Raw genomic sequence first — 20,609 nt, forward strand, 5'->3', positions numbered from 1 at the left:
TGGAATTCGTCTTTTTATTTATCTATTTAATTCGAGCAAGGTCGCTCTTACTTCGGCAATCATATAAAGCGATCCGGTAATAACTAATATTTCATCCTGCCCCAATCGATTCATTTCTGCACTTAGACATTCGGGTAAATGACTGCAGCTGCTTTTACTTTCCAAGGAGCATAGACTTTCTAAATAGGCAGCCTTTGCAGCGCGAGGAAAATCAAAATCGATAAATGTCATGCGATGGGCAATTCTTTCCAGCATTTTAATCATGGAAGAAGCATTTTTATCAGTTAGGGCGCCAAAGATGATGTGAATCCGTTTATCAACATATTCTTTTTCTAGCGTTTTGACAAGACCATCGATCGCATCCGGATTATGGGCTCCATCTAAGATGATCAATGGATTCTGCGAAAACATCTCAAATCTACCTGGCCAAAAGGCTTGTTTGAGTCCATTAGCAATATGGATGGACTCAATTTTATAGGAATAATCCCGATGTAAAATGATAGCTGTCATAATAGCTAATCCAGCATTTTTTATTTGATAATTTCCTTTCATCCCTATTTCCAATAAAGGATATACGGTATCGTTTGTTTGAAACAGATAACCCTCTTGTTCTTCCCGAATCTGAAAATCGATATTATTGACATAGAGCGGAGCGTTTTTTTCTGCCGCTGTTTTTTGTATAACGGACAATGCCTCGCTATGATCCACTGCCGTTAGGCAAGGTATATTGTCTTTAATGATTCCCGCTTTTTGAAAGGAGATTTCGCTTAATGTCTCACCAAGAAAGTTGGTATGTTCTAAACTTATATTGGTAATGATCGAAGCAAGAGGAGTAATGACGTTAGTAGAATCATGTAATCCTCCCATCCCTGTTTCATAAAGAACAATATCTTGCTGATCCACTCTAGCAAAATAGACGAGTGACAGAACAGTTAAAAATTCAAAATCCGTTAAGGACTCGAGATTAGATTTGTCTTCTAATTGGTTCAATATGTATAAAATGGTCTCCTCAAGTTTTTCCTCCGAAATCGGTCCCTCATTCGTTGAAATTTGATCATGAACAGAGTGTAGATATGGTGAAGTAAAGGTACCAACCTGATAACCCGCATCGATGAGTATTGATCGCAAAAATTGAAGAGTGGACCCTTTTCCATTTGTACCCGCGAGATGGACAGTTTGAATTGCTTTTTGCGGGTTGCCGATTTTCTGTAAAAATTCTTCGATTCGTTGGAGCCCTAGATTGATTTCTTCCTTTGTTCTTATATGGAATTTCGCTTTATAATAATCGAGCCCTTTTATCATTACAATCCCTTCCCTATTGTCACTTTAATTCTTAATCGTTAGAATATCATTATATATCAATTTTTATAGTAGGTGGAAGGATGCCATCCGGGTTGAAACGAAAAAAGAAGGATTTTATCGAGTACCTTCAAATGTCCGAGACGAAAGAGCAGTCTATTTGGAATCATTTTATTACCAAAAAGGATACCTTTATCGGGGAGAAACCAATATTAATCCTTGTTATAGAGAAAGACAATGTTTTTCGTGCAAGAAATTGGTGTGAAACCATTTATGGGCTAACAAAAGTTCATGTAAAAGCGGTTCGGTCCCTAGTTTCCGTTGAAGTCGAAAGCTACATAAATGAACATGGGATACATACGATTTTTGTCTTAGACATTGAACATATTGGTCCTAATCAGATATTGATTTCGAGTAACGAGGAGGCTATTCAATCCTTTTTAACTCAATCTTTATTGATAGAACATAATCTATTTTGTTTGAATACTGAGGTTGTCGAATCTGATCCTGTTTTTTCGGATAAACGATTAACTTTTATGAAAATAGGTAAATTAGATCATTTAAGCGAGTTTTTTGATCTATTAAAAGCGTTGATTAGAACCATTCCAAAATTATCGCTTCAGTATAAAAGTGAAATCGTTGGATTATCTGATAGACAAGTCTTGCAAAACCTTCCTTTAAATAGGGTTGAATTACATATTGATGCGATGCGCCAGTACGGAATACATGAAAATGAATACATTATTGTTTATAATCCAATTAACTTTAAGTATTCTATTGGATGTGTCAAAAGTACGTCTAAATTGGAGCCAAATCAAATCGTCACAACTCTTGGAATTCGTACAAAGTTAAAAACGGAAGCCAATTCGCGGCTTATTATTCATCCAATTAAGAAAATGATCGGTGAAAAAATACATATACAAGATGCTAAAAATTTGGCAAGTGGTGTGGTTTTTGTTTCTTCCAATCTATATAAAGACTTAATGGAATCGGGTGCCGATTGTTTTGAAATCGTAAATCTTGCAACTGCCTCGTCCTTTGATATTCACCGGGACAAGATTAGAAAATCTTCATCCCCGACCGATGGGGCGATAAAATTAAGCTATTTACAGCGGGAATTTTTGGATTTAGAACATCCACCAGATACCTTATCGCCCTATTATTTTGATTTATTTAATAGAAAGAATGTACTAGATGCCGATCAAATCACCTTTTTAAACGATCATTACAGCAATCAAAAGGTTCATAGTATAAAAGAATTTGAGGACAAGCAAAAACTGAAAGAAATTTTTAAGAAGGTTGGCTATAATCAGGTAGCCATTTATCCAATTTATACTTCAAAAATGAAGAAAAAACGAAATGTATTAACAGGTGTTTTCAAGAAATTCCTTAATTTGTCAATTAGGTCCTCTAAGATCCAATTAAATGTGATTCGACCATATAGCACTGATGAATCTAGTAATATTGTAAGGATGCCGAGAAGTGCGATGAGTTTGCTAGGAATTGATGAAAATGATTTAATCATCCTTCATTATCGTGGCCGTTCTGTCGTAGTTCCTGTGCTAGAACTAGATTCAACCGAATCCATTAAAGAAACGAATATCGTTCCAAATGAAAGTCGCATCAATATCTCTATCGGTATCCCGGCTCATTTAAGGTTTAAATTAGGGATTAAGCAAATTGGCAAAGCCTGTGAAGTGGAAAGGAATCTTTCATTCCTTTTTAAGAAAAATGCCAGTCTACAATTTTTACCTATCCTTGCAACCATCATTGCCATTTTCTCCTTTGCAGATTTGAAATTTTGGTTGAGAGTGATATTGTGTATCGTTACCATACCGATTTCGAGTTATATTACGTTATCGACAGTCCGTGAGAAAATACCAAAGAATTAGGTGAACAGTATGGACCTTCTGCAAGATTTAATTGAGTTAGAATCTAGATATAAAAACGAGGATTTTAAAGAGAATGGAACTTATGAAATCTTGACAGGAAGTATTCCTGTCATCATTTCCGCCCCACATAGTGTAACCCATTTTCGAAATGGTTCACCGAAGCATGGTGAATTTATGACTGGGGTACTGGCAAAACTTATTCAAAAAAAACTGGATTGCTATTGCATTACAAAAACCAAAAATGATTTGACTGATCCTAACTATGATTCGGAGCATCCTTATAAAGAGGAGATTATTGATTTAGTTACCAAAAATGGAATTGAGTTTCTAATTGATCTTCATATCATGAAAAGCGAACGGGAAGCGGCAATCGAAATTGGCACAGGTAAAGGGAGAAATGTTTTTCATAATCTGGTTTATGCTAATATATTAAAAAGTCAGTTTGAATCAAATGGAATTACTCCTGTTATTGTGGATGAGCATTTTACGGGCGGGTTCAAGAATACCGTTTCGTCAACCATTTCGCAGCGCTCCCAAATTCCATGTATTCAAGTGGAAATCAATTGGGGATTATTAAACCTACAAACGAAGGAAAATCGCTTTGTTGAAATACTAGAATCCATTATATCAAGCATAGAAACCATAAGGAGTCTAATATGAATATACATCTATCATGCTGGGTGATTTATAACGGTAGCCTCATCTCGGAAAAATTTATTGATCAAGCGAATATGATAAAAATCAGTTGCGAAAGAAAAAACATTGCATGCACGATCTATCAAAATCACGAAATTGCGATGGAAATCGTCAATGGAAATGTAGCCTTAGGAATTTTCAGAAATTTAACCCAACCTGATTTTATTATCTTTTTAGATAAGGATATTCTCTTAGCACGTCATTTGGAAAAGCTAGGTATACCAGTTTATAATCCTGTTTCCTCGATTGAAAGCTGCGATAATAAAGCCATCATGTACCAAATGCTAGCCGATCATGGAATTCCGATTCCTGAAACGATAATTGCGCCTAAGGTATATAAAGGCTTTCAATTAAAAGACAACGATTATTACGAATATGTCATCGACCGATTAGGTTTTCCGCTAATTATTAAAGAGGTTCATGGCTCATTTGGAATGAAAGTATATTTAATCCATAACGAAACAGAATTTTACACGAAAGTTGCTGAGCTTTCCGGAATCTCCTATTTATTTCAAAAATACATCGCCTCTAGCCACGGCAGAGATGTTCGAATCAACGTCGTCGGTGACCAGGCTGTTGCTTCCATGTACAGGCATTCAGAAACAGACTTCAGAGCCAATGTGACCAATGGTGGAAAAATGATGAAGTATGAGCCGACACAAGCTCAAATCCAATTAGCAGTGAAATGTACCAAAATCATGGGAACTTATTTCTCTGGTATCGATCTTTTATTTGGGGAAAATGAAGAGCCAATTATTTGTGAGGTCAATTCGAATTCACATTTACGCAATATTTATGATTGTACAGGAATATGGGTGCCGGATTATATGATTGATTTCATCATCAACGATCTTGAGGAGAAGCGAAATGGCTAATGGCATAACGGGGTGGTTAATATACAAAAGGATGGACGCCGAAAGAAATAAAGGATTCATTGCAATGTTAATGGATCAAGCAAAACAGCAAGACATTAATCTACATTTAGTTCTTGAAGAAGAACTAATATTTGGCATTGAAAATAACCAATTTTCCGTCTACCATACCCATTTAAATATCAGGGAATGTCGATTTGCGATTGTAAGAACGATTAACCCATTGTTGTCGAGACAGCTTGAATACTTGGGAATCAGATGCTTTAACCCATCTAGGGTTTCAGAAATATGTAATGATAAAGCGATAACCTATCAATTTGTAAGCGGTCTAAATATTCCAACCTTAGACACTTACTTTATTCATTATCACACATTCCAACCTGAAACTAGTCGGTTAAACTTTCCAATGGTGTTAAAACAGGTAGATGGTCGTGGGGGAAATGAAGTGTATCTCGTCAACTCGATTGCTGAAATAGTCGATAAATTAAAAGAAGTACCTCATAAGAGATTTGTGCTACAACAGTTTTCAGATAATCCGGGCAAGGATATCCGTGTATTTGTTATCGGTTCAGAAGTGATCGGGGCTGTACTGAGAGAATCTAGTACATCCTTTAAAGCAAATTATACGTTAGGTGGCAATATAAGCCCGTATAAATTGAATCATGATGAAAAACAAATGGTAGAAAAAATCTCCACCACGCTAAAAGCCGATTTTATTGGAATCGATTTTCTATTGAATAGTAAAAATCAATTCATTTTTAATGAAATAGAAGATGTTGTTGGCTGCCGCTCCCTTTATTCAACTAGTGCAGTTGATCCTGCTGCAATCTATTTGAATTATATCAATAGAAGTTTTCATTAACTTAGTCAAAAATTGTAAAAATTTAGTCAATAAGTAGTGTGACAATTGACTGAATTTTTGTTAAAATAGTAGTTATCTTAGTTTCGAACTATTTAAAGGAGTGTGGGTAATGCAGGTCAAACCAAATGTTAAAAAGGCTATTTGGCTTTCTTGGTCATTAATAGTACCGCTTGGTATGTGGCTAGTTTTTACACATTATCCACTACAAATCAGCCATTCCCAACTCGATGATTTTCTAGGATTTGCTGTATTAGCCTTAATTGGTGGGTTGATGCCGATGGTCATCAATAATACACCCATTTCGCTTATCCTCTGGGGCTATTTAGCCATCTTCTTGGCATTTGGACTAGCAGCTGAATTGATTGTTTCGCAGGTAGCACTTGTTGCTTTACTAATCAGACTTCGAGTTGGAAAAACTGATGCCTTTAGATATCCGCTTAACTCGATTATGTTCTTTATCATATCGATAACAAGTGGACTCATCTATTACTCTTTGGGTGGAGCGACCGGTATGGACCTCATTAACAACCCATCCAACTTCTGGTTTGCGGTTGTTTATGCACTTGTCCATTTTATGGTTAATCAATTTCTCTTAACCCTAACGCTACGATGGATTTACGAACGAAAAAGGACCTTTTTGGCAAAAGATATTGTTTGGGACCTAGCGACAGTCGTTATTAGTTTACCAATTGGTTTTACGCTCTATATTCTTTACAGGCAAGTTGGAGAAATTGCCTTTTTATCAGTCGGTGTTCCCTTTGTCACCTTATCGATTATTCTGTATCTTTATTACTCAAGCCAGAAAATTAACGAATACTTACAAAATGCCGCCGATATCGGCCACCAATTGGCTGAGCATTTACAGGTAGATGAAGTTCTCGATCTATTTATCCAAAAGGTTTCGGAAATGCTACCTGTAGATTATGCCTATATTTTGGATGTAAAAGATGAAAGATTAGAATTACTAAGGCGAATGGAAAAATGCATGCTAACTCCCCCAGAAATTGCCCCGATTATGAAAAATGAAGGGATTAGTGGATATGTTTGGGCGAGTCGTAAAGCGGTTATTTTTCATTCTGAGAAAGAATGGAAAAAATACGCAGAAGGCTATATGCCTCCTGAAGCACAAAGTTTGATATGTGTTCCAATCGTACGCCACAATGAAGTGACAGGTATTTTATTTTTAGCATCAAAACAAAAACGAGCCTATGAAAAATCACAGCTTATTATTGTTGACATACTTTGCTCTCATTTTGCAGTCGCTATTGAAAACGCTAAGCATTATCAAGAAACCAAAGCACACAGTGAACGTTGTGCTCTCACTAAGTTGTATAATTATCGCTATTTCGAACGCCTAGTTGCCGAAGAATATGAGAAGTTAGAAATCGGACAAAGGCAAACGCTTTCACTCGTCATCCTTGATATCGACCATTTTAAGGTCATTAATGACACTTATGGTCATCAGAGTGGAAATGAAATCCTTTATGAACTGGCTAACCGAGTAAAATCAACCGTAGGTAATAATGGAACCGTTGCCCGTTTTGGCGGTGAAGAATTTGTTGTTCTTCTTCCAGATATGACAAAAGAAGATGCTTTGGAAATGGCTGAAACTATTCGCCAAGAAATTGCTTACTATCCATTTATCCTAAACGAGCATATAGGTGAAGATGAAATCCAACTTTCTGTCCATATCACGGCATCCATAGGGGTGGCATCAGCACCAGCAGACGCGGATGATTCAATGGCCCTGATCAGACATGCCGACCGTGCCCTTTATGTAGGCGCTAAGCGGGCAGGGCGAAATCGGGTGGCGGAGTATGTAAAATAAAGACAGCAAGACTTTTAACTAAAGTCTACTGTCTTTTTTTTATTTTTTCGATGGTTTATACCAATAAAACTTTATTGACAGAATTTATTCACTAAAATTATACTAAATCATTGGTATAATAAGAGAAGAGTCATAAAAATGATAGGGGGTTAGGGAATTAGAATGAACCGATTAAAACTAAATCAAAATGGAGTTTCCCTAATTGAAGTTCTTGCCTCTGTCGTTTTATTGTTTATTATTCTTACATCCTTTTTTTCGTTTTTTAACAATTCTTTAGTTTTTTCTAGTAAAAACGAAGAAGAACTTGTTGCATTCAATCTTGCTAGAAAAACTCTTAAAATAGTCGAAGCGAAATACAATAATACTTTGGATCAAACCCAATTTCTTATTAATTGCTCGAATTATCCAACCTCTTATCCCGTGGAGTTAATTGCCGAACTGGAAAATTCAAAGTGTAACTATAGCGTAAATGGTGTTAGTTACTATCCAGAGATATCGCTTACCAAGAAAAATTATACTGAAAATACCATTACAGGTGTTAATACTCTTACCCTTACAGCACTGCCTGTATTATATATAATTAATATTAAAATTTATAACTCACCACTTACGGCTAACCGAAAACTACTTTCGGAGACCTTTGGTTATATTAGGGGGAAAACCTGATGGTGAAATTAAATAACCGTGGCATCACTTTAGTAGAATTATTAGTAACCATTACGCTTTCTTTGACAATTGCTGGCCTGATTTCAAGTGTGCTCGTCCAAACCTTTAGAAGTATGGAAATCAGCGATACACACATAAATTTACGGCAACAAGCCAATATTATTGTTTCAATGATTACTAGTAGCCATTTAAGCTCAGGGAGTGACCCATACACAATTGCTTACCAGCGGACCGATGCAACAAATTGGAATCTTACTATTGGGGACAACTTAATATCTACCCAAGATTACGATATTCGTATCGAACTAAAATCATCTAGTGGAGGTTCATTTGTCATTGATACAGCTAATCCAACCATTACAAACCTTTCCCTTAGCTTAAATAAAAAAATACCTCTTCATGTTCAAAAATTAATGTTAACAAATAAAAAAGATCCTTCTAAAAAATTCGAATTGACCACCATCATAAGCAGATTGTAGAGGTAATAACCATGAAAAATTTTAATGAGCGCGGCTATGTACTCTTAAATGTGTTAGTCATTATCATCTTAATCGTTTCATTTGGAATGCTGCTTTTACCTAAAGTGGTTAATACCTCCCTACAAATCCAAAAAACAGAGGGGAACTCCCAATCAAAAGACATGTCTGAAATGGGCATTCAATATGCGCATGCCTATCTCCAAACATTAGTCGCAAAAGCGATTGAAGAGTCCAAAAAAGATACAAGATATATAAACAATACGATTAATCATGATACTCTTTTTTGTGAAAAAATGACGATTCAAATCAATTCATTTAGTTCCGTGTTACCAAAAACAATAAACATGGATGCTAATCCGGATCATTCCTTTCAAATTAAATACTATGCACCGTATTCCCTCACACCAAGGGATGACACCAAAGTTGCTAGCTGTGAGAATTATAAAAACTTTTCCATCCCGATCGAAAGTATTGGAAAAATTGTAGATAAGTCTGAAAAGAGTGTCAAAGCCTATTTCTTAATTGAAAATAAAGCCACAACAGGACCAGGAACTGGTGGTTCAGGAAGTGGACCGGGGCCAGGTACTGGCACAGGGACACCGGTGGACCCTAATACTCTACCATTGGTAAGTATTACCAATCCTAATGATACAAAGTTAAGTGGGAATGCGGTGTCAAAAATGTTTTCATCGGCCCATTTTTATGTTCCGGTCATTATTGGTGGTAATGGTAAATTGATGGTAGGTGGACATGCTTGGTTTGAAGGAAGAGAGGCTAATAATAAATTGTTTTCAGTTACCTTTAACGGAAACAATGGGATCCTAGTTGTTTCGGGTGATGCCTATTTTAAATATCCAGTCTCCTTGGGTGGTAACCAAACAAATTATATTTGTATAAGAGGTAACGCTTATATATTAAGAAACGGAACAACGAATACTTGGGATGACTACTCTGCCTATTTGCGGTCAGTTAATTCCTGTCCACCCTTAATCGAAAAAGACATCCAATATTTCTATGATCTGAATGAATGGGGAATTATTGAGAGTAATTTAAATGTAATTTATTAATCACATTTTCATAACAGGTATCCACGATGGGGTACCTTTTTTATTTCATAGTATTTCCTACAATACAATAATTAGTAATCTTTAAAAAAATCCTATCTTATTATACAATAATCTTGAATTGATATTTTTAGGACTAATTTCCTATTCCTTGTAAAGGGTTGAATATAATGAATATTCTTTTTGCACTTTTAGCTTTTATTATTATGTACCCCATTTTGTACTTTTTGCCGGTGAAAATGACACCGTTACAAAAATTTTCACTTCTAATCGTTTCCTTAGTTATTTCACTTATTGGAATTATGGTGTACACAGTCATTCCCTTTTGGCAAGTGGGATTATTAATGGCTGCCTTTGCAGGTTTAGCAAGTATGATCTTGGGTAAAAGAATGACTGACCAAAATGAGAGAGTTGATTTCTCAAAAGTGATAGATTCTGATGAAATAACAGAAAAAAATTCTATTAATCTATTTACTCATGAAAGAGAATTAGCTTCACTAGAAGAAAGACTTATTTCTTCCAATAATCCGGAGGAAATAATCCTTTCTGAAGAAGATACCGAAGATAGTGATTTATCTGAAATAGCTACCTTCTTAGAAAAACAAAACTTGAAGGATGAAGTGATTGATTCAGAGAAATTAGAGGATATAGAGATTAAACCATTTGAATCCGAACCTTTAGAACCGGATCCGGTAGGGTTAGAAGATGGAATGGAAGAAATAAAGATCAGTTTAGTTGAAATCGAAGATATCGGTTCCCTCTATGGAGAGTTGGAAGAATTAGAAGACAACATAGCTGAATTAGAAGATTGGAAAGACGATCTTATTAGTGTCGACAATCCCATTACCGATATCGATAAACAGAGGAAGGATGCTGATGAAGATTCATCACATTATTTATCTGAGATTGAAAAGCTTTTATATGATGAAGAAAATGATGAAATAGAAAAAGGAAACAAGGACCATTCTAAAGGCAAGGACTTTAAGTTAGAGAATCTTTCTTAAAGGTGGAGGTATAGAACCGAATGAAATTATTATTTCCTTTACGAATAACGCTTATTATATTTCTTTCTACCTTTCTAATCTTTAGTTTTTCTCATTTTGGTACGATTGCTTTTAAAAGTATCGTCTCGAATTCCCAAAAGCTTTCAGCGGAGAAAAATTCCAAAAGTGAAACAGAGGATAAAGGTTCGTTAGTGACTGATAATATCAATCAAAAGGGGAACAAACCATTAGAAAGGGAACAAATACTTCATACCGTTAAAACTCCCATTGTAAATGAAGAGATGAACAATATAGGTGCGACTTTAATTATTGAGCCACAAGCCACTTTTTCGATGTTAAGTTTTTTAGAAAAACAAGGGCTGACTGGCTTAAATCAAGATTTACTCGGGTTTTTGTCATCTGGAACCTATCAGACTATTCTTCCAACTAATTTTCAAGTGGTCGAAAGGCATATAGGGATGGAACTACAGGAAGATATTCCGCTTGGATACGAAGCGAAGGTTGATCCTAAACAAGGTTTGGATCTTAGTTTCCATAATCCAAATAAAGAAGGATATAAAATGACCATTTTCAGTGATGGACAATCATTAGTGTTCAACCTTGAGGGTTTGCCATTTCCATTTCAATATTCAATTACAGAAAGCAAGAGAGAAGAATTTACACCTAAGACCATTAGACAATACAGTCCCTTTTTAAATCCAGGCCAAACAAATCAAACAAAAGTTGGGAAAAACGGGCTATATATTGAATTGAAAAAACAGGTCCTAAATCCTGATGGCAGTAAAGTGGAGGAGAGTCTCGTTTCAAAGGATTATTACCCTCCGATCCATCGTGTAGAGGTAGTTGGAATCCAGGAAAGTAATCAAGGGGATCTCATAACGGAAAACAAGGCCAATGAGGAATATAACGGTGGACAAATTCCTCCAGAGAATCCTAAAACAGAAGGAAATCATTCAGAAGCAAACTCAAACGATGAACAGGACCCTTTATGGGGGAAACCTGATGAAACCGAAAAATAATGCCGGTTAGAAAGAGGGGATTGGCTTGGTTCAGCAAAGAAAGCGGCTAGGGGACTTACTAGTTAGAGCCGGTCTAATAACAGAACAACAACTAAGTTTGACGTTAAAAGAAAAAAGTTCTAACCAAAAGTTAGGGGATGCTCTTTTAGAAAGAGGTTATATTACTGAACAGCAGTTAATGCAAGAACTGTCAGTCCAACTTGGAATCCCTCACATAAGCCTATATCAATATTCATTTGACACAAGACTGTTTAATCTTGTTTCAAAAGAAGTGGCGAAGAGAAATAACCTGATTCCGATTAGAAAAGAAGGCGATAAACTATTTGTAGCGATGTCTGACCCGATGGATTATTATGCCATCGATGACCTGCGACTTACTACAGGTTTACAGATAGAACCAGTCATCGCCACCAAAGATGAAATTGTCAAAGCCATCAATAAAAATTATGATGATGTGGATTCCGAGTTTGATGAGTTTATCGAGCAGATTCCAGTAGCCAATAGGGCTACAGAGGAAAGAAATAATGAACAACAGGATTCACCGGTTATTCGATTGGTGAATTCGATTTTCTCAAATGCGGTTACCAATAAAGCGAGTGATATCCATATTGACCCACAGGAAAAAAAAGTCGTTGTTCGCTACCGGATAGATGGAGTGTTAAGAATTGAAAGGGTTTTACCGAAACAGTTACAAAGTGTTGTCACAGCGAGAATAAAGGTATTAGCGAGTTTAGATATAACCGAATACCGTGTCCCGCTCGATGGAAGAATTAAAATCCGTTTAGACCACCATACTGTTGATATGCGTGTGTCAACCATCCCAACTGTTTATGGTGAAAAAATTGTTATTCGGATTCTGGATCTTGGAAATGCCATTAGTGATATTGAGAACATGGGCTATAACAAATTAAACCTAAAACGGTTTATAAATATGATCAATAAGCCGACCGGAATGGTCCTGATCACCGGACCTACTGGATCAGGGAAATCATCTACTTTATATTCCGCCCTAAATCAATTGAATAGTCCAGAAGTCAACATCGTGACGATAGAGGATCCAGTGGAATACCAAATCGAGGGTATTAATCAAATTCAAGTCAATCCAGGTGTAGGCATGACATTTGCCAAGGGACTGCGATCTATTTTAAGACAAGACCCTAATATTATTATGGTTGGGGAGATACGGGATAAAGAAACAGCAGAAGTCTCGATTAGAGCCTCTTTAACGGGGCATCTAGTGTTAAGTACTTTGCATACGAACGATTCGATTGGAACCATATCCCGACTGATTGATATGGGCATTGAACCATTTCTTGTTGCTTCCTCTTTAGGTGGGATCGTCGCCCAAAGATTGGTTCGGAAGGTTTGCCGGGATTGCCGTACGGAGCAAGAGCCGACTTTGATGGATAAGGAAATTTTTGCTAAAAGAGGGATCGTGATTAGTAAAGTAGTGCGTGGGAAAGGCTGTTCGGCATGTAATATGTCTGGCTACAAAGGAAGAATTGCCCTTCATGAAGTATTGGTGATTGATGATGAAATGCGACGGATCGTTATGACCTCTAATTCGGATACTGAACTAAAGAAAATGGCGATTGCCAATAAGACTGTTTTTCTCATCGATGATGGTCTATTAAAAGTAAAGCAAGGACTAACGACAACTGAAGAAGTATTAAAAGTAGCCTATTTTGAATAGGAGTGAACAGCATGCAGGAAAAAATAGATCATTTGCTTCGTGCGGGTTTTGAATTAAAAGCTTCAGATATTCATTTGACAGTAGGTGTTCCACCGATCATGCGTGTAAATGGCGAGTTAAAACGCTATGGTAAGTACCCTCTGCAGATGGATGAAACGGAAGAAATGGCTAAGGCGATTATCCCGAAGCAACAATGGGAAACGTTTGTTGAAAAAGGGGAGCTGGATTTCTCATATGGAATCCCCGGGGTATCTAGATACCGTATTAATACGTATTTTCAACGGGGCTGTGTGGCCCTCGCGATACGGATTGTTCCAACCAAAATCCCGACTATTGAAGAAATGTATCTACCTCAGGTTTTGAAGCAGGTAGCTGAAAGGCATCAAGGGCTTGTTCTTGTCACCGGACCGACAGGAAGCGGGAAGTCGACCACTCTGGCAGCGATGATTCAATTTATGAACCAAAATTTGCGCAAACACATCATTACCCTTGAAGACCCAATTGAATATTTGCATAAGCATGGTTCATCGATTATTGACCAGCGCGAGGTAGGGGCAGATACGAAAAACTTTGCCAATGGGTTAAGAGCGGCGCTTCGACAAGATCCAGATGTGATTTTAGTTGGGGAGATGCGTGACTTAGAAACGATTCAAACGGCCATTACCGCTGCAGAAACCGGACATTTAGTTCTAGGTACGTTGCATACATCCAGTGCACCTGCAACCATTAATCGGATTATTGACGTCTTTCCACCATCGCAACAGCCGCAAATTCGGATTCAATTAGCGTCTGTGTTAGTATCGATTATTTCACAGCGCTTATTCCCTACAGTTGACCGAAATGGGAGAAGAGCAGCAACCGAAATTCTTATTAATAATTCCGCAGTGGCCAACTTGATTCGAAATGAAAAAATTCATCAAATTGTCAGCGTAATGCAAACGTCACGTTCACAAGGAATGCATACGTTAGAGGCAAGCATCAAGGAATTACTTGAGATTGGTGTAATTGACAAAGAAACCGCCGTTCCATTGCTACAGGAGCTAGAAGGTAATGGCTAGATTTAAATACAGTGGTCGAAACAAAAAAGGGAAAACGAGCGGAACGATACAAGCAGAATCAAAACGCGAGGCGCTACAGCTGCTTCGCGAAGAAGGGGTCCGCGTTATTGAAATAGACGAAGTAGCGGAATCATTATTGACAAAAGATTTGGCGCTAGGAAATCCAGTGAGGCTCCAACATTTAGTCATTTATTTACGTCAGTTTGCCACCTTGCTAAAAGCTGGCGTACCTGTTGTAGATGCAACCCGAATTCTTTCTCAGCAAACAGATAGTAAGAAATTAAAAACGGTTCTCTTAGATATGGAACAGGAACTACTGGAAGGGAACCCGCTTTCCGCGGCAGCTGGCAAACACCCGAAGGTTTTTTCTCCGATGTTTATCAACATGGTCAGGGCGGGTGAGGTCGGAGGGAATTTGGATGATACCCTCGAAAGATTAGCCGTACATTTTGAAAAACAGCATCACACAAAGCAAAAAATTACTTCTGCTTTAGCCTACCCATTAACGGTAGGAATATTGGCTGTCGGCGTCGTTATCTTTCTACTAGTAAAGGTTGTTCCGACATTTGTTGGAATGTTTCAAGGATTTGGGGCGGAATTACCTGCTATTACCTTGTTTGTTCTCCATGCAAGTGATTGGATGCAATCTTTTTGGTGGCTCGTGATTCTTTGGATGATCGGGATTTATTTCGGGATTGTTATACTAAAAAATCGGAAAGAGACACGCTATTTTATGGATTACTTTATTCTTAGAGTTCCGCTATTTGGTAAAATGATGCAGAAGGCGATGCTAGCGAGAATGACAAGGACGATGAGCTCGTTATTTGCTAGTGCCGTTCCGATTCTACAGGCCATGGCGATCGTAGAGAAAGTCGTGGAAAATGAAGTGATTGCTAGGGTTTTAAGAGAGTCACGCGAATTTGTCCAAAAGGGTGAGTCGATGACTGAGCCAATGACGAAACATTGGGCGTTTCCACCGATGATTACCCAAATGATTGTCATTGGGGAGAAAACGGGGGCATTAGATGAAATGCTAGGAAAAGTAGCCGACTTTTATGAAAAGGAAGTCGAGTCAAGTACCGATCGTCTGAAATCATTAATCGAGCCAATTATGATTTTGGTGCTAGCGGGACTGGTTGGGACTATAGTCCTATCAATTATGATTCCGATGTTTGATATTTTCAATCATATTCAATAATTGCCAATAAAAATTTAAAAATACGACATATATTTTAATAGATAGATATAGTATAATTTAAGTAAACCTAGATTTATAGGAAAAAAGTACTATATTTTACCCATTTTAAAGGAGGAGAAAACATGCTACAAACAATTAAAAAAAGAATCAAAAATCAACGTGGTTTGACATTAGTAGAATTACTTGCAGTAGTAGTTATTTTGGGAATTATAGCGGCAATTGCGGTGCCGAATATTGGTGGGCTAATTAATAATACTAAGAAGGATGCACGAGAAGCAAATGCTATTCAGTTAGTTGACGCTGCAAAATTATATGTCAACACTGGAGTTGAAAAAGTACCAACTGGGGCTACTGGTCTTGATGTTACATTAGAAAAATTAAAGAATAATGGCCTTATCGAAGGGGAACTAGTAGATCCACTTACTGATGCAAAATATGATCTTAAGTTAACAAAAGTTAATATTGTAAAATCAGGAAATGAATTAGAATATAAAGTTACTTTAGTTGACGTAGACTCCGATGGTAAAGCCAATACTACTGCTCTTATCAGTGGTTTAACCTTAAAGGATATTAAAGCTGCTAAACGAACTTGGCAATAATGGTTTATTTAATTAAAATTTTTATTTTTTATTATGGAATTATTTTCGGTTCCTTCTTTAACGTTGTCGGCTTACGCGTTCCAATGAACCAATCGATTGTCAAACCACGTTCTGCATGTCCAAAGTGCCAACATACTCTAGGGCCACTAGAATTAATACCAGTTGTTTCATATGTTATTCAAAGGGGGAAGTGCCGCCGATGTAAGGTTGGCATTTCGCCCCTTTATCCGATTATCGAGCTTTTGACCGGGATTTTATTTATGAGTGCACCCATTATTATGGGGTGGTCAAGTGAATTATTTATTGCATGGACATTGATTTCTTTATTGGTGATTATTTCTGTATCTGATATCGCATACACTCTCATTCCTGATAAAATATTATTGTTTTTTACGGCTCTTTTTATAATAGAAAGATTTTTCTTACCCCTTGATCCATGGTGGGATTCCCTTTTAGGGGCAGTCATCGGATTTTCGCTCCTGTTACTTATTTCGATAGTAAGTAAGGGAGGCATGGGTGGCGGAGATATCAAATTATATGCCGTGATTGGTTTAGCTCTTGGCACAAAAATGATGCTGCTTTCATTTTTTATAGCTACCTTTTTAGGGGCTATATTTGGTATGATTGGTATAGCTTTACGTTTACTAGAGCGGAAGAAACCAATTCCATTTGGACCCTTTATTGCAGCAGGTACATTAATTGCCTACTTTTATGGTAATATTATTATTGAAAAATATTTAACAATCATCACGACTGGATGGTAAAAGAAGGTGAAACTGAAGTTGTTTAACACTAAACGAATAGCCAATTTAATCTTCAATGATCACTCAATTCGTTTTGTTGAGGCTAAAACTTCGCCTTCTCCAACACCGACTAACTGGGGTGAAAAAATTTTACCGCAAGGAATTATCCATGAAGGAAAAATAATAGATTCGTCCACTTTTTCGATGATCTTAGAGGAATGCATTCAAGATTGGGGGATTTCTCGTAGAAAAGTTCGGTTCCTTGTTCCAGATCCACTCGTGATGATCCGTAAAATTAAAATACCGGACGAAATTCAGCCTGATGAATTAGTCAGTTATTTATTTTTAGAAATTGGTTCTAGCATTCATTTGCCTTTTGAAGATCCTGTTTTTGATTCGATTCTACTTCCAGAAAAAGAGGGAAAAAAAGAGGCCATTTTGTTTGCAGCACCCGAACATCAAGTAAAGGAATATTCATCAATCTTAACTGATTTAAAATTAAAACCGATTGCTGCTGATATTTCACCTTTAGCGTTATATCGGCTTTATTTTCAAACAGACAATGCTAGTGCTAATGAGCGTTTAATGATGATTCAATTCGATATTGACCGTGTTTTTATTTGTATTTTTGAACAACAATATCCGATTTTTATGCATCAATTTCCTTTCCCTTTTCATCAAGACGATTGGGAATTGCGCGAAACGCAAGCTGGATTTGTGCAACTCACCTTTATCGGTGATGTTTCCTCCTTAGCCCAGCAACTCGAGGATTACTACAAAGAAGTTCAAAAGCTAATGGATTTTTACCAATATTCCTTATATCAAGGGAATCAACAATTATCGAAAATATTATTGAATGGCGATCATCCGTTACTTGCCGTTATATTGGATGAAATGAAGGAACGGTTTACCATCTCTATTGGATCGATTACTTTAAGTCAAATAGGCGTGCAACATTTCCCGCCATCCCATTTTCTTGCTCTCGGGCTAGCCATAAAAGAGGTGTAAACATGCTTGTCGATATTAACCTCTTACCGAAAAAGGAACGAAAAAATATTTCACCTATTCTTATCCTAGCTATCCTAACCTCGATTATGATATTAGGTTCCATCTTTTTGTTCATCAATGGAAACTCCTTGAAAAAACAAGGGAATCTTTTAGAAGAGAAAATCCTTCAAGCTAATCAAAAGCTGCAAATAGAGCAGGAAAAGAGATTAACAACCGCTGAGGAAACAACCTCAGTAGAACAATTAAAAAATGCAGTTTCCTGGGCAGAGACATACCCAATAAAAGCAGTACCGGTGTTAAAGCACCTAACTTCCCTTCTTCCAGAAAGGGGATTCATTCAGAATTATAGCTACAGTGGAACAGGCAATGTTCAACTAACTGTTCAGTTTGATACAAGTCGAGAAGCGGCGCAATTTCTGCAATGGTTAAACCAATCAGAGTGGATTTCCGAAGCTACCATATCACGGCTGAGCCTAGCAACAGATATAAGTAATCTAAAAGATGGTGTACATAACAACTATTTACCTCGCTATATTGGTGATTTTCAGCTTACTTTAGCAAAAGACAAAATTAAAGAACTTACATACATAGAAAAAGGAGGGGATTCGGAATGACCCTCCAATTCAGTAAAAATGAAAAAAAAATCCTTTTATTCGGATTTTTAGTCATTATACTACTTTTTGTGTTTGTTTACTTTCAGTACCTGCAGCCACTAAAAACGGTGGTTCAAACTAAGAAAAATCAATTAGATACCGTCGAACAATCCTATCAAGCGTTAATAAATCAACATACTGAAGCTACAGATACCGTTGTTGAAAATTCACAGTTTTTACAAAAACGCTTACCAGTTGATCCGCTGTTAAACCAATTTATTTTAGACTTGGAAAAAGCGGAGACAATGTCAAATAGTCTAATTTTAAACATGGGATTCGGGGAAGAAAAGAAGGAAGATGAGACCGAATCTAACACAATACTAGGTATATCACAGCAGCAAGAAACTACAAATTCCGAAGTGATTACCGACACTGCCCAGCCAACTGGGATTCAAAAACTTTCAGTTGCGCTAACGATTCAATCTCCCAGTTATTTTGACTTGGAGAAATTTATCGAAACGATTGAAAGTTTAGATCGGATTGTTACCGTTGAGTCGATAAATTTTTCTGGCTCTCCAGAAGTGAATAGCCTAGGACAAGCCGATCAGTCCAATCAGTCTTTAAATTATCAAGTAGAGCTAACCATCTATTACATGCCAGGATTAGCAGAGTTGCAAAATGAGTTGCCAAAAGTAGAATCAGGTGAACCTGCAAACAAGAAAAATCCGTTTAATCAGTTCGATAATCCTTACAATGATAACGGTAACTAAAAAATTTGACGAAACATTCCATAACAAGACGACAAAAGTCTTGTTATTTTTTTTTGTCAAAATGATAGAATGGAACAAATAGTCGGGTAGAAGGGAGATTTTGGGATGGAGAACCAGAGAAGTAATCGAACGATTACGATTAAGATCAACGGGACGGAGCGTGAATTTAGCGAAGATTTGCAAGAAAATGCTGTCGAACCTAGTGCTGAATCGCTCCACTCTAGTCATTCTAGTGAATACAAAGAGAGTTTTTTAGAGGTAGCGGCTGCGGAGCAAGCCGCCGATGAAAGCTTTGATTGGATACTGCCTAATCATGATGATGAAAGTGATGAAATCGAAGAATATGTGATTGCGAAAAAGCCTGTCGAAAAGAAAAGAAATAATATCCTTTCCTTAAAGAAAAATTTAAAAGGGAAACAGGGAAGTGGACCAATTAAATCAATTCTATTTTCTATTGCCCTTGCCATCCTAATAGGGACAAGCTTCGGATTCTTAGTTTTAAAATTGGTCATCAGTGAAGCGAAGGTAGAGAATGAAGTTACAACGATTCCAGAAAACACGTCCCCGACCAAGCAAACTCCTGCAGGTGCAACGGTTCCTTTACAACTCGGGGCCTTTGAAACGTATATCGTCCAAGGTGGGGTTTTCTCCAGTATGGAATCTGCTAAAGTGGAAGAGCAAAGATTTAAGGGGCAAGGAATTCCGGCACAGATTATTGAAAGCAATGGACAAGCCATCCTCGTGGTAGGTCTTGCTGATTCCATTGAAAACGCGAAGGCAATTGGCGGTGAAATGAAGGCGATGGGGATGGACGTATTTGCGAAACCGTATTCCGTTCCAGAAAAAGACTTGAAGGACTTAACGACGGTGGAAGTAGGGTTACTAGAGAAAGTCGGAACCCTCTATCAATCGCTTGCCACACTTTCTGCAAAAGGCATGCTAGCGAAGCCGGTCGATGGGACCATTTTACAAGAGCTAAATAAGTTTTTATTAACGATTGATAAGCAAGATATTAAGTCTATTAAAATTGAGCAAATGCGCAAAGACCTGGTAACATCGATTGAAAAATTAACGGCGTACACCCAGCAACCGCAGCATACACTAGCTGTAGAGGCCCAGCAACATTTGTTGACATTTATCGGCACCTATTTTTCACTTTAGTATTCGAGTAATTTCGTTTATTTTCTGGGAAATGGGATAAATTATAGGAGTCTGTTGCAGATATCGACAGGCTTCTTTTTACAAAAAATTTAATGGATTAAAATT

The 20,609-nt window shown here is 37.2% G+C and carries 20 protein-coding genes; 19 read left to right on the top strand and 1 reads right to left on the bottom strand.

Annotated features, from left to right (window positions below; all coding sequences use genetic code 11):
* Nucleotides 1-18: 18 nt before the first annotated feature.
* Nucleotides 19-1,302, bottom strand: coding sequence for a bifunctional folylpolyglutamate synthase/dihydrofolate synthase (locus ACX9YW_RS11020; RefSeq protein WP_460346234.1), 1,284 nt, complete (start codon nucleotides 1,300-1,302; stop codon nucleotides 19-21).
* 92 nt (nucleotides 1,303-1,394) lie between these two features.
* Here ACX9YW_RS11020 and ACX9YW_RS11025 point away from each other — a divergent pair, with 92 nt between their 5' ends.
* The 19 genes from ACX9YW_RS11025 (at nucleotide 1,395) to ACX9YW_RS11115 (ending at nucleotide 20,504) form a co-directional block, all read left to right on the top strand.
* Nucleotides 1,395-3,191 (top strand): hypothetical protein, encoded by a 1,797-nt coding sequence (locus ACX9YW_RS11025; RefSeq protein ID WP_460346236.1) that lies wholly within the window; start codon nucleotides 1,395-1,397, stop codon nucleotides 3,189-3,191.
* A 9-nt stretch (nucleotides 3,192-3,200) separates the two neighbouring features.
* The gene (locus ACX9YW_RS11030; RefSeq protein ID WP_460346238.1) at nucleotides 3,201-3,851 is read left to right on the top strand and encodes a hypothetical protein; all 651 of its coding nucleotides are present in this window, start codon (nucleotides 3,201-3,203) and stop codon (nucleotides 3,849-3,851) included.
* On the top strand, nucleotides 3,848-4,762 hold the full coding sequence (locus ACX9YW_RS11035; protein WP_460346240.1) for an ATP-grasp domain-containing protein: 915 nt from the start codon (nucleotides 3,848-3,850) through the stop codon (nucleotides 4,760-4,762). The genes ACX9YW_RS11030 and ACX9YW_RS11035 overlap by 4 nt, the downstream gene beginning before the upstream one ends.
* On the top strand, nucleotides 4,755-5,621 hold the full coding sequence (locus tag ACX9YW_RS11040; RefSeq protein ID WP_460346242.1) for an ATP-grasp domain-containing protein: 867 nt from the start codon (nucleotides 4,755-4,757) through the stop codon (nucleotides 5,619-5,621). The genes ACX9YW_RS11035 and ACX9YW_RS11040 overlap by 8 nt, the downstream gene beginning before the upstream one ends.
* A gap of 109 nt (nucleotides 5,622-5,730) precedes the next feature.
* Nucleotides 5,731-7,449 (top strand): sensor domain-containing diguanylate cyclase, encoded by a 1,719-nt coding sequence (locus ACX9YW_RS11045; RefSeq protein WP_460346244.1) that lies wholly within the window; start codon nucleotides 5,731-5,733, stop codon nucleotides 7,447-7,449.
* Nucleotides 7,450-7,611: 162 nt separating this feature from the next.
* Nucleotides 7,612-8,115 (top strand): type IV pilus modification PilV family protein, encoded by a 504-nt coding sequence (locus ACX9YW_RS11050; RefSeq protein WP_460346246.1) that lies wholly within the window; start codon nucleotides 7,612-7,614, stop codon nucleotides 8,113-8,115.
* Entirely contained in the window at nucleotides 8,115-8,594 is a 480-nt protein-coding gene (locus tag ACX9YW_RS11055; protein WP_460346248.1) for a prepilin-type N-terminal cleavage/methylation domain-containing protein, read from the top strand. Before ACX9YW_RS11050 ends, ACX9YW_RS11055 begins: the two co-directional genes overlap by 1 nt.
* A gap of 11 nt (nucleotides 8,595-8,605) precedes the next feature.
* Nucleotides 8,606-9,661 carry a hypothetical protein gene (locus ACX9YW_RS11060; protein WP_460346250.1) on the top strand — a complete coding sequence of 352 codons (1,056 nt, stop codon included), beginning with the start codon at nucleotides 8,606-8,608 and terminating at the stop codon, nucleotides 9,659-9,661.
* Between the two features lie 167 nt (nucleotides 9,662-9,828).
* Nucleotides 9,829-10,662 carry a hypothetical protein gene (locus ACX9YW_RS11065; protein ID WP_460346252.1) on the top strand — a complete coding sequence of 278 codons (834 nt, stop codon included), beginning with the start codon at nucleotides 9,829-9,831 and terminating at the stop codon, nucleotides 10,660-10,662.
* A gap of 20 nt (nucleotides 10,663-10,682) precedes the next feature.
* On the top strand, nucleotides 10,683-11,681 hold the full coding sequence (locus ACX9YW_RS11070) for a G5 domain-containing protein (RefSeq protein WP_460346254.1): 999 nt from the start codon (nucleotides 10,683-10,685) through the stop codon (nucleotides 11,679-11,681).
* Nucleotides 11,682-11,706: 25 nt separating this feature from the next.
* Complete coding sequence (locus ACX9YW_RS11075; RefSeq protein WP_460346256.1) at nucleotides 11,707-13,374, top strand: GspE/PulE family protein; 1,668 nt, start codon at nucleotides 11,707-11,709, stop codon at nucleotides 13,372-13,374.
* Nucleotides 13,375-13,385: 11 nt separating this feature from the next.
* On the top strand, nucleotides 13,386-14,432 hold the full coding sequence (locus tag ACX9YW_RS11080) for a type IV pilus twitching motility protein PilT (RefSeq protein WP_460346258.1): 1,047 nt from the start codon (nucleotides 13,386-13,388) through the stop codon (nucleotides 14,430-14,432).
* On the top strand, nucleotides 14,425-15,630 hold the full coding sequence (locus ACX9YW_RS11085; RefSeq protein ID WP_460346260.1) for a type II secretion system F family protein: 1,206 nt from the start codon (nucleotides 14,425-14,427) through the stop codon (nucleotides 15,628-15,630). Before ACX9YW_RS11080 ends, ACX9YW_RS11085 begins: the two co-directional genes overlap by 8 nt.
* A 122-nt stretch (nucleotides 15,631-15,752) precedes the next feature.
* Complete coding sequence (locus ACX9YW_RS11090) at nucleotides 15,753-16,229, top strand: type II secretion system protein (protein ID WP_460346262.1); 477 nt, start codon at nucleotides 15,753-15,755, stop codon at nucleotides 16,227-16,229.
* Nucleotides 16,229-16,993 carry a prepilin peptidase gene (locus ACX9YW_RS11095; RefSeq protein ID WP_460346320.1) on the top strand — a complete coding sequence of 255 codons (765 nt, stop codon included), beginning with the start codon at nucleotides 16,229-16,231 and terminating at the stop codon, nucleotides 16,991-16,993. Before ACX9YW_RS11090 ends, ACX9YW_RS11095 begins: the two co-directional genes overlap by 1 nt.
* An 18-nt stretch (nucleotides 16,994-17,011) precedes the next feature.
* Nucleotides 17,012-17,980 carry a type IV pilus biogenesis protein PilM gene (pilM, locus tag ACX9YW_RS11100; RefSeq protein ID WP_460346264.1) on the top strand — a complete coding sequence of 323 codons (969 nt, stop codon included), beginning with the start codon at nucleotides 17,012-17,014 and terminating at the stop codon, nucleotides 17,978-17,980.
* Between the two features lie 2 nt (nucleotides 17,981-17,982).
* Nucleotides 17,983-18,594 (top strand): PilN domain-containing protein, encoded by a 612-nt coding sequence (locus tag ACX9YW_RS11105; protein WP_460346266.1) that lies wholly within the window; start codon nucleotides 17,983-17,985, stop codon nucleotides 18,592-18,594.
* Nucleotides 18,591-19,343 (top strand): type 4a pilus biogenesis protein PilO, encoded by a 753-nt coding sequence (locus tag ACX9YW_RS11110; protein ID WP_460346268.1) that lies wholly within the window; start codon nucleotides 18,591-18,593, stop codon nucleotides 19,341-19,343. Before ACX9YW_RS11105 ends, ACX9YW_RS11110 begins: the two co-directional genes overlap by 4 nt.
* 105 nt (nucleotides 19,344-19,448) lie before the next feature.
* Nucleotides 19,449-20,504, top strand: a complete 1,056-nt coding sequence (locus ACX9YW_RS11115) for an SPOR domain-containing protein (protein WP_460346270.1) — start codon at nucleotides 19,449-19,451, stop codon at nucleotides 20,502-20,504.
* Nucleotides 20,505-20,609 lie beyond the last annotated feature (105 nt).

The sequence above is a fragment of the Pseudoneobacillus rhizolycopersici genome (assembly GCF_054786815.1).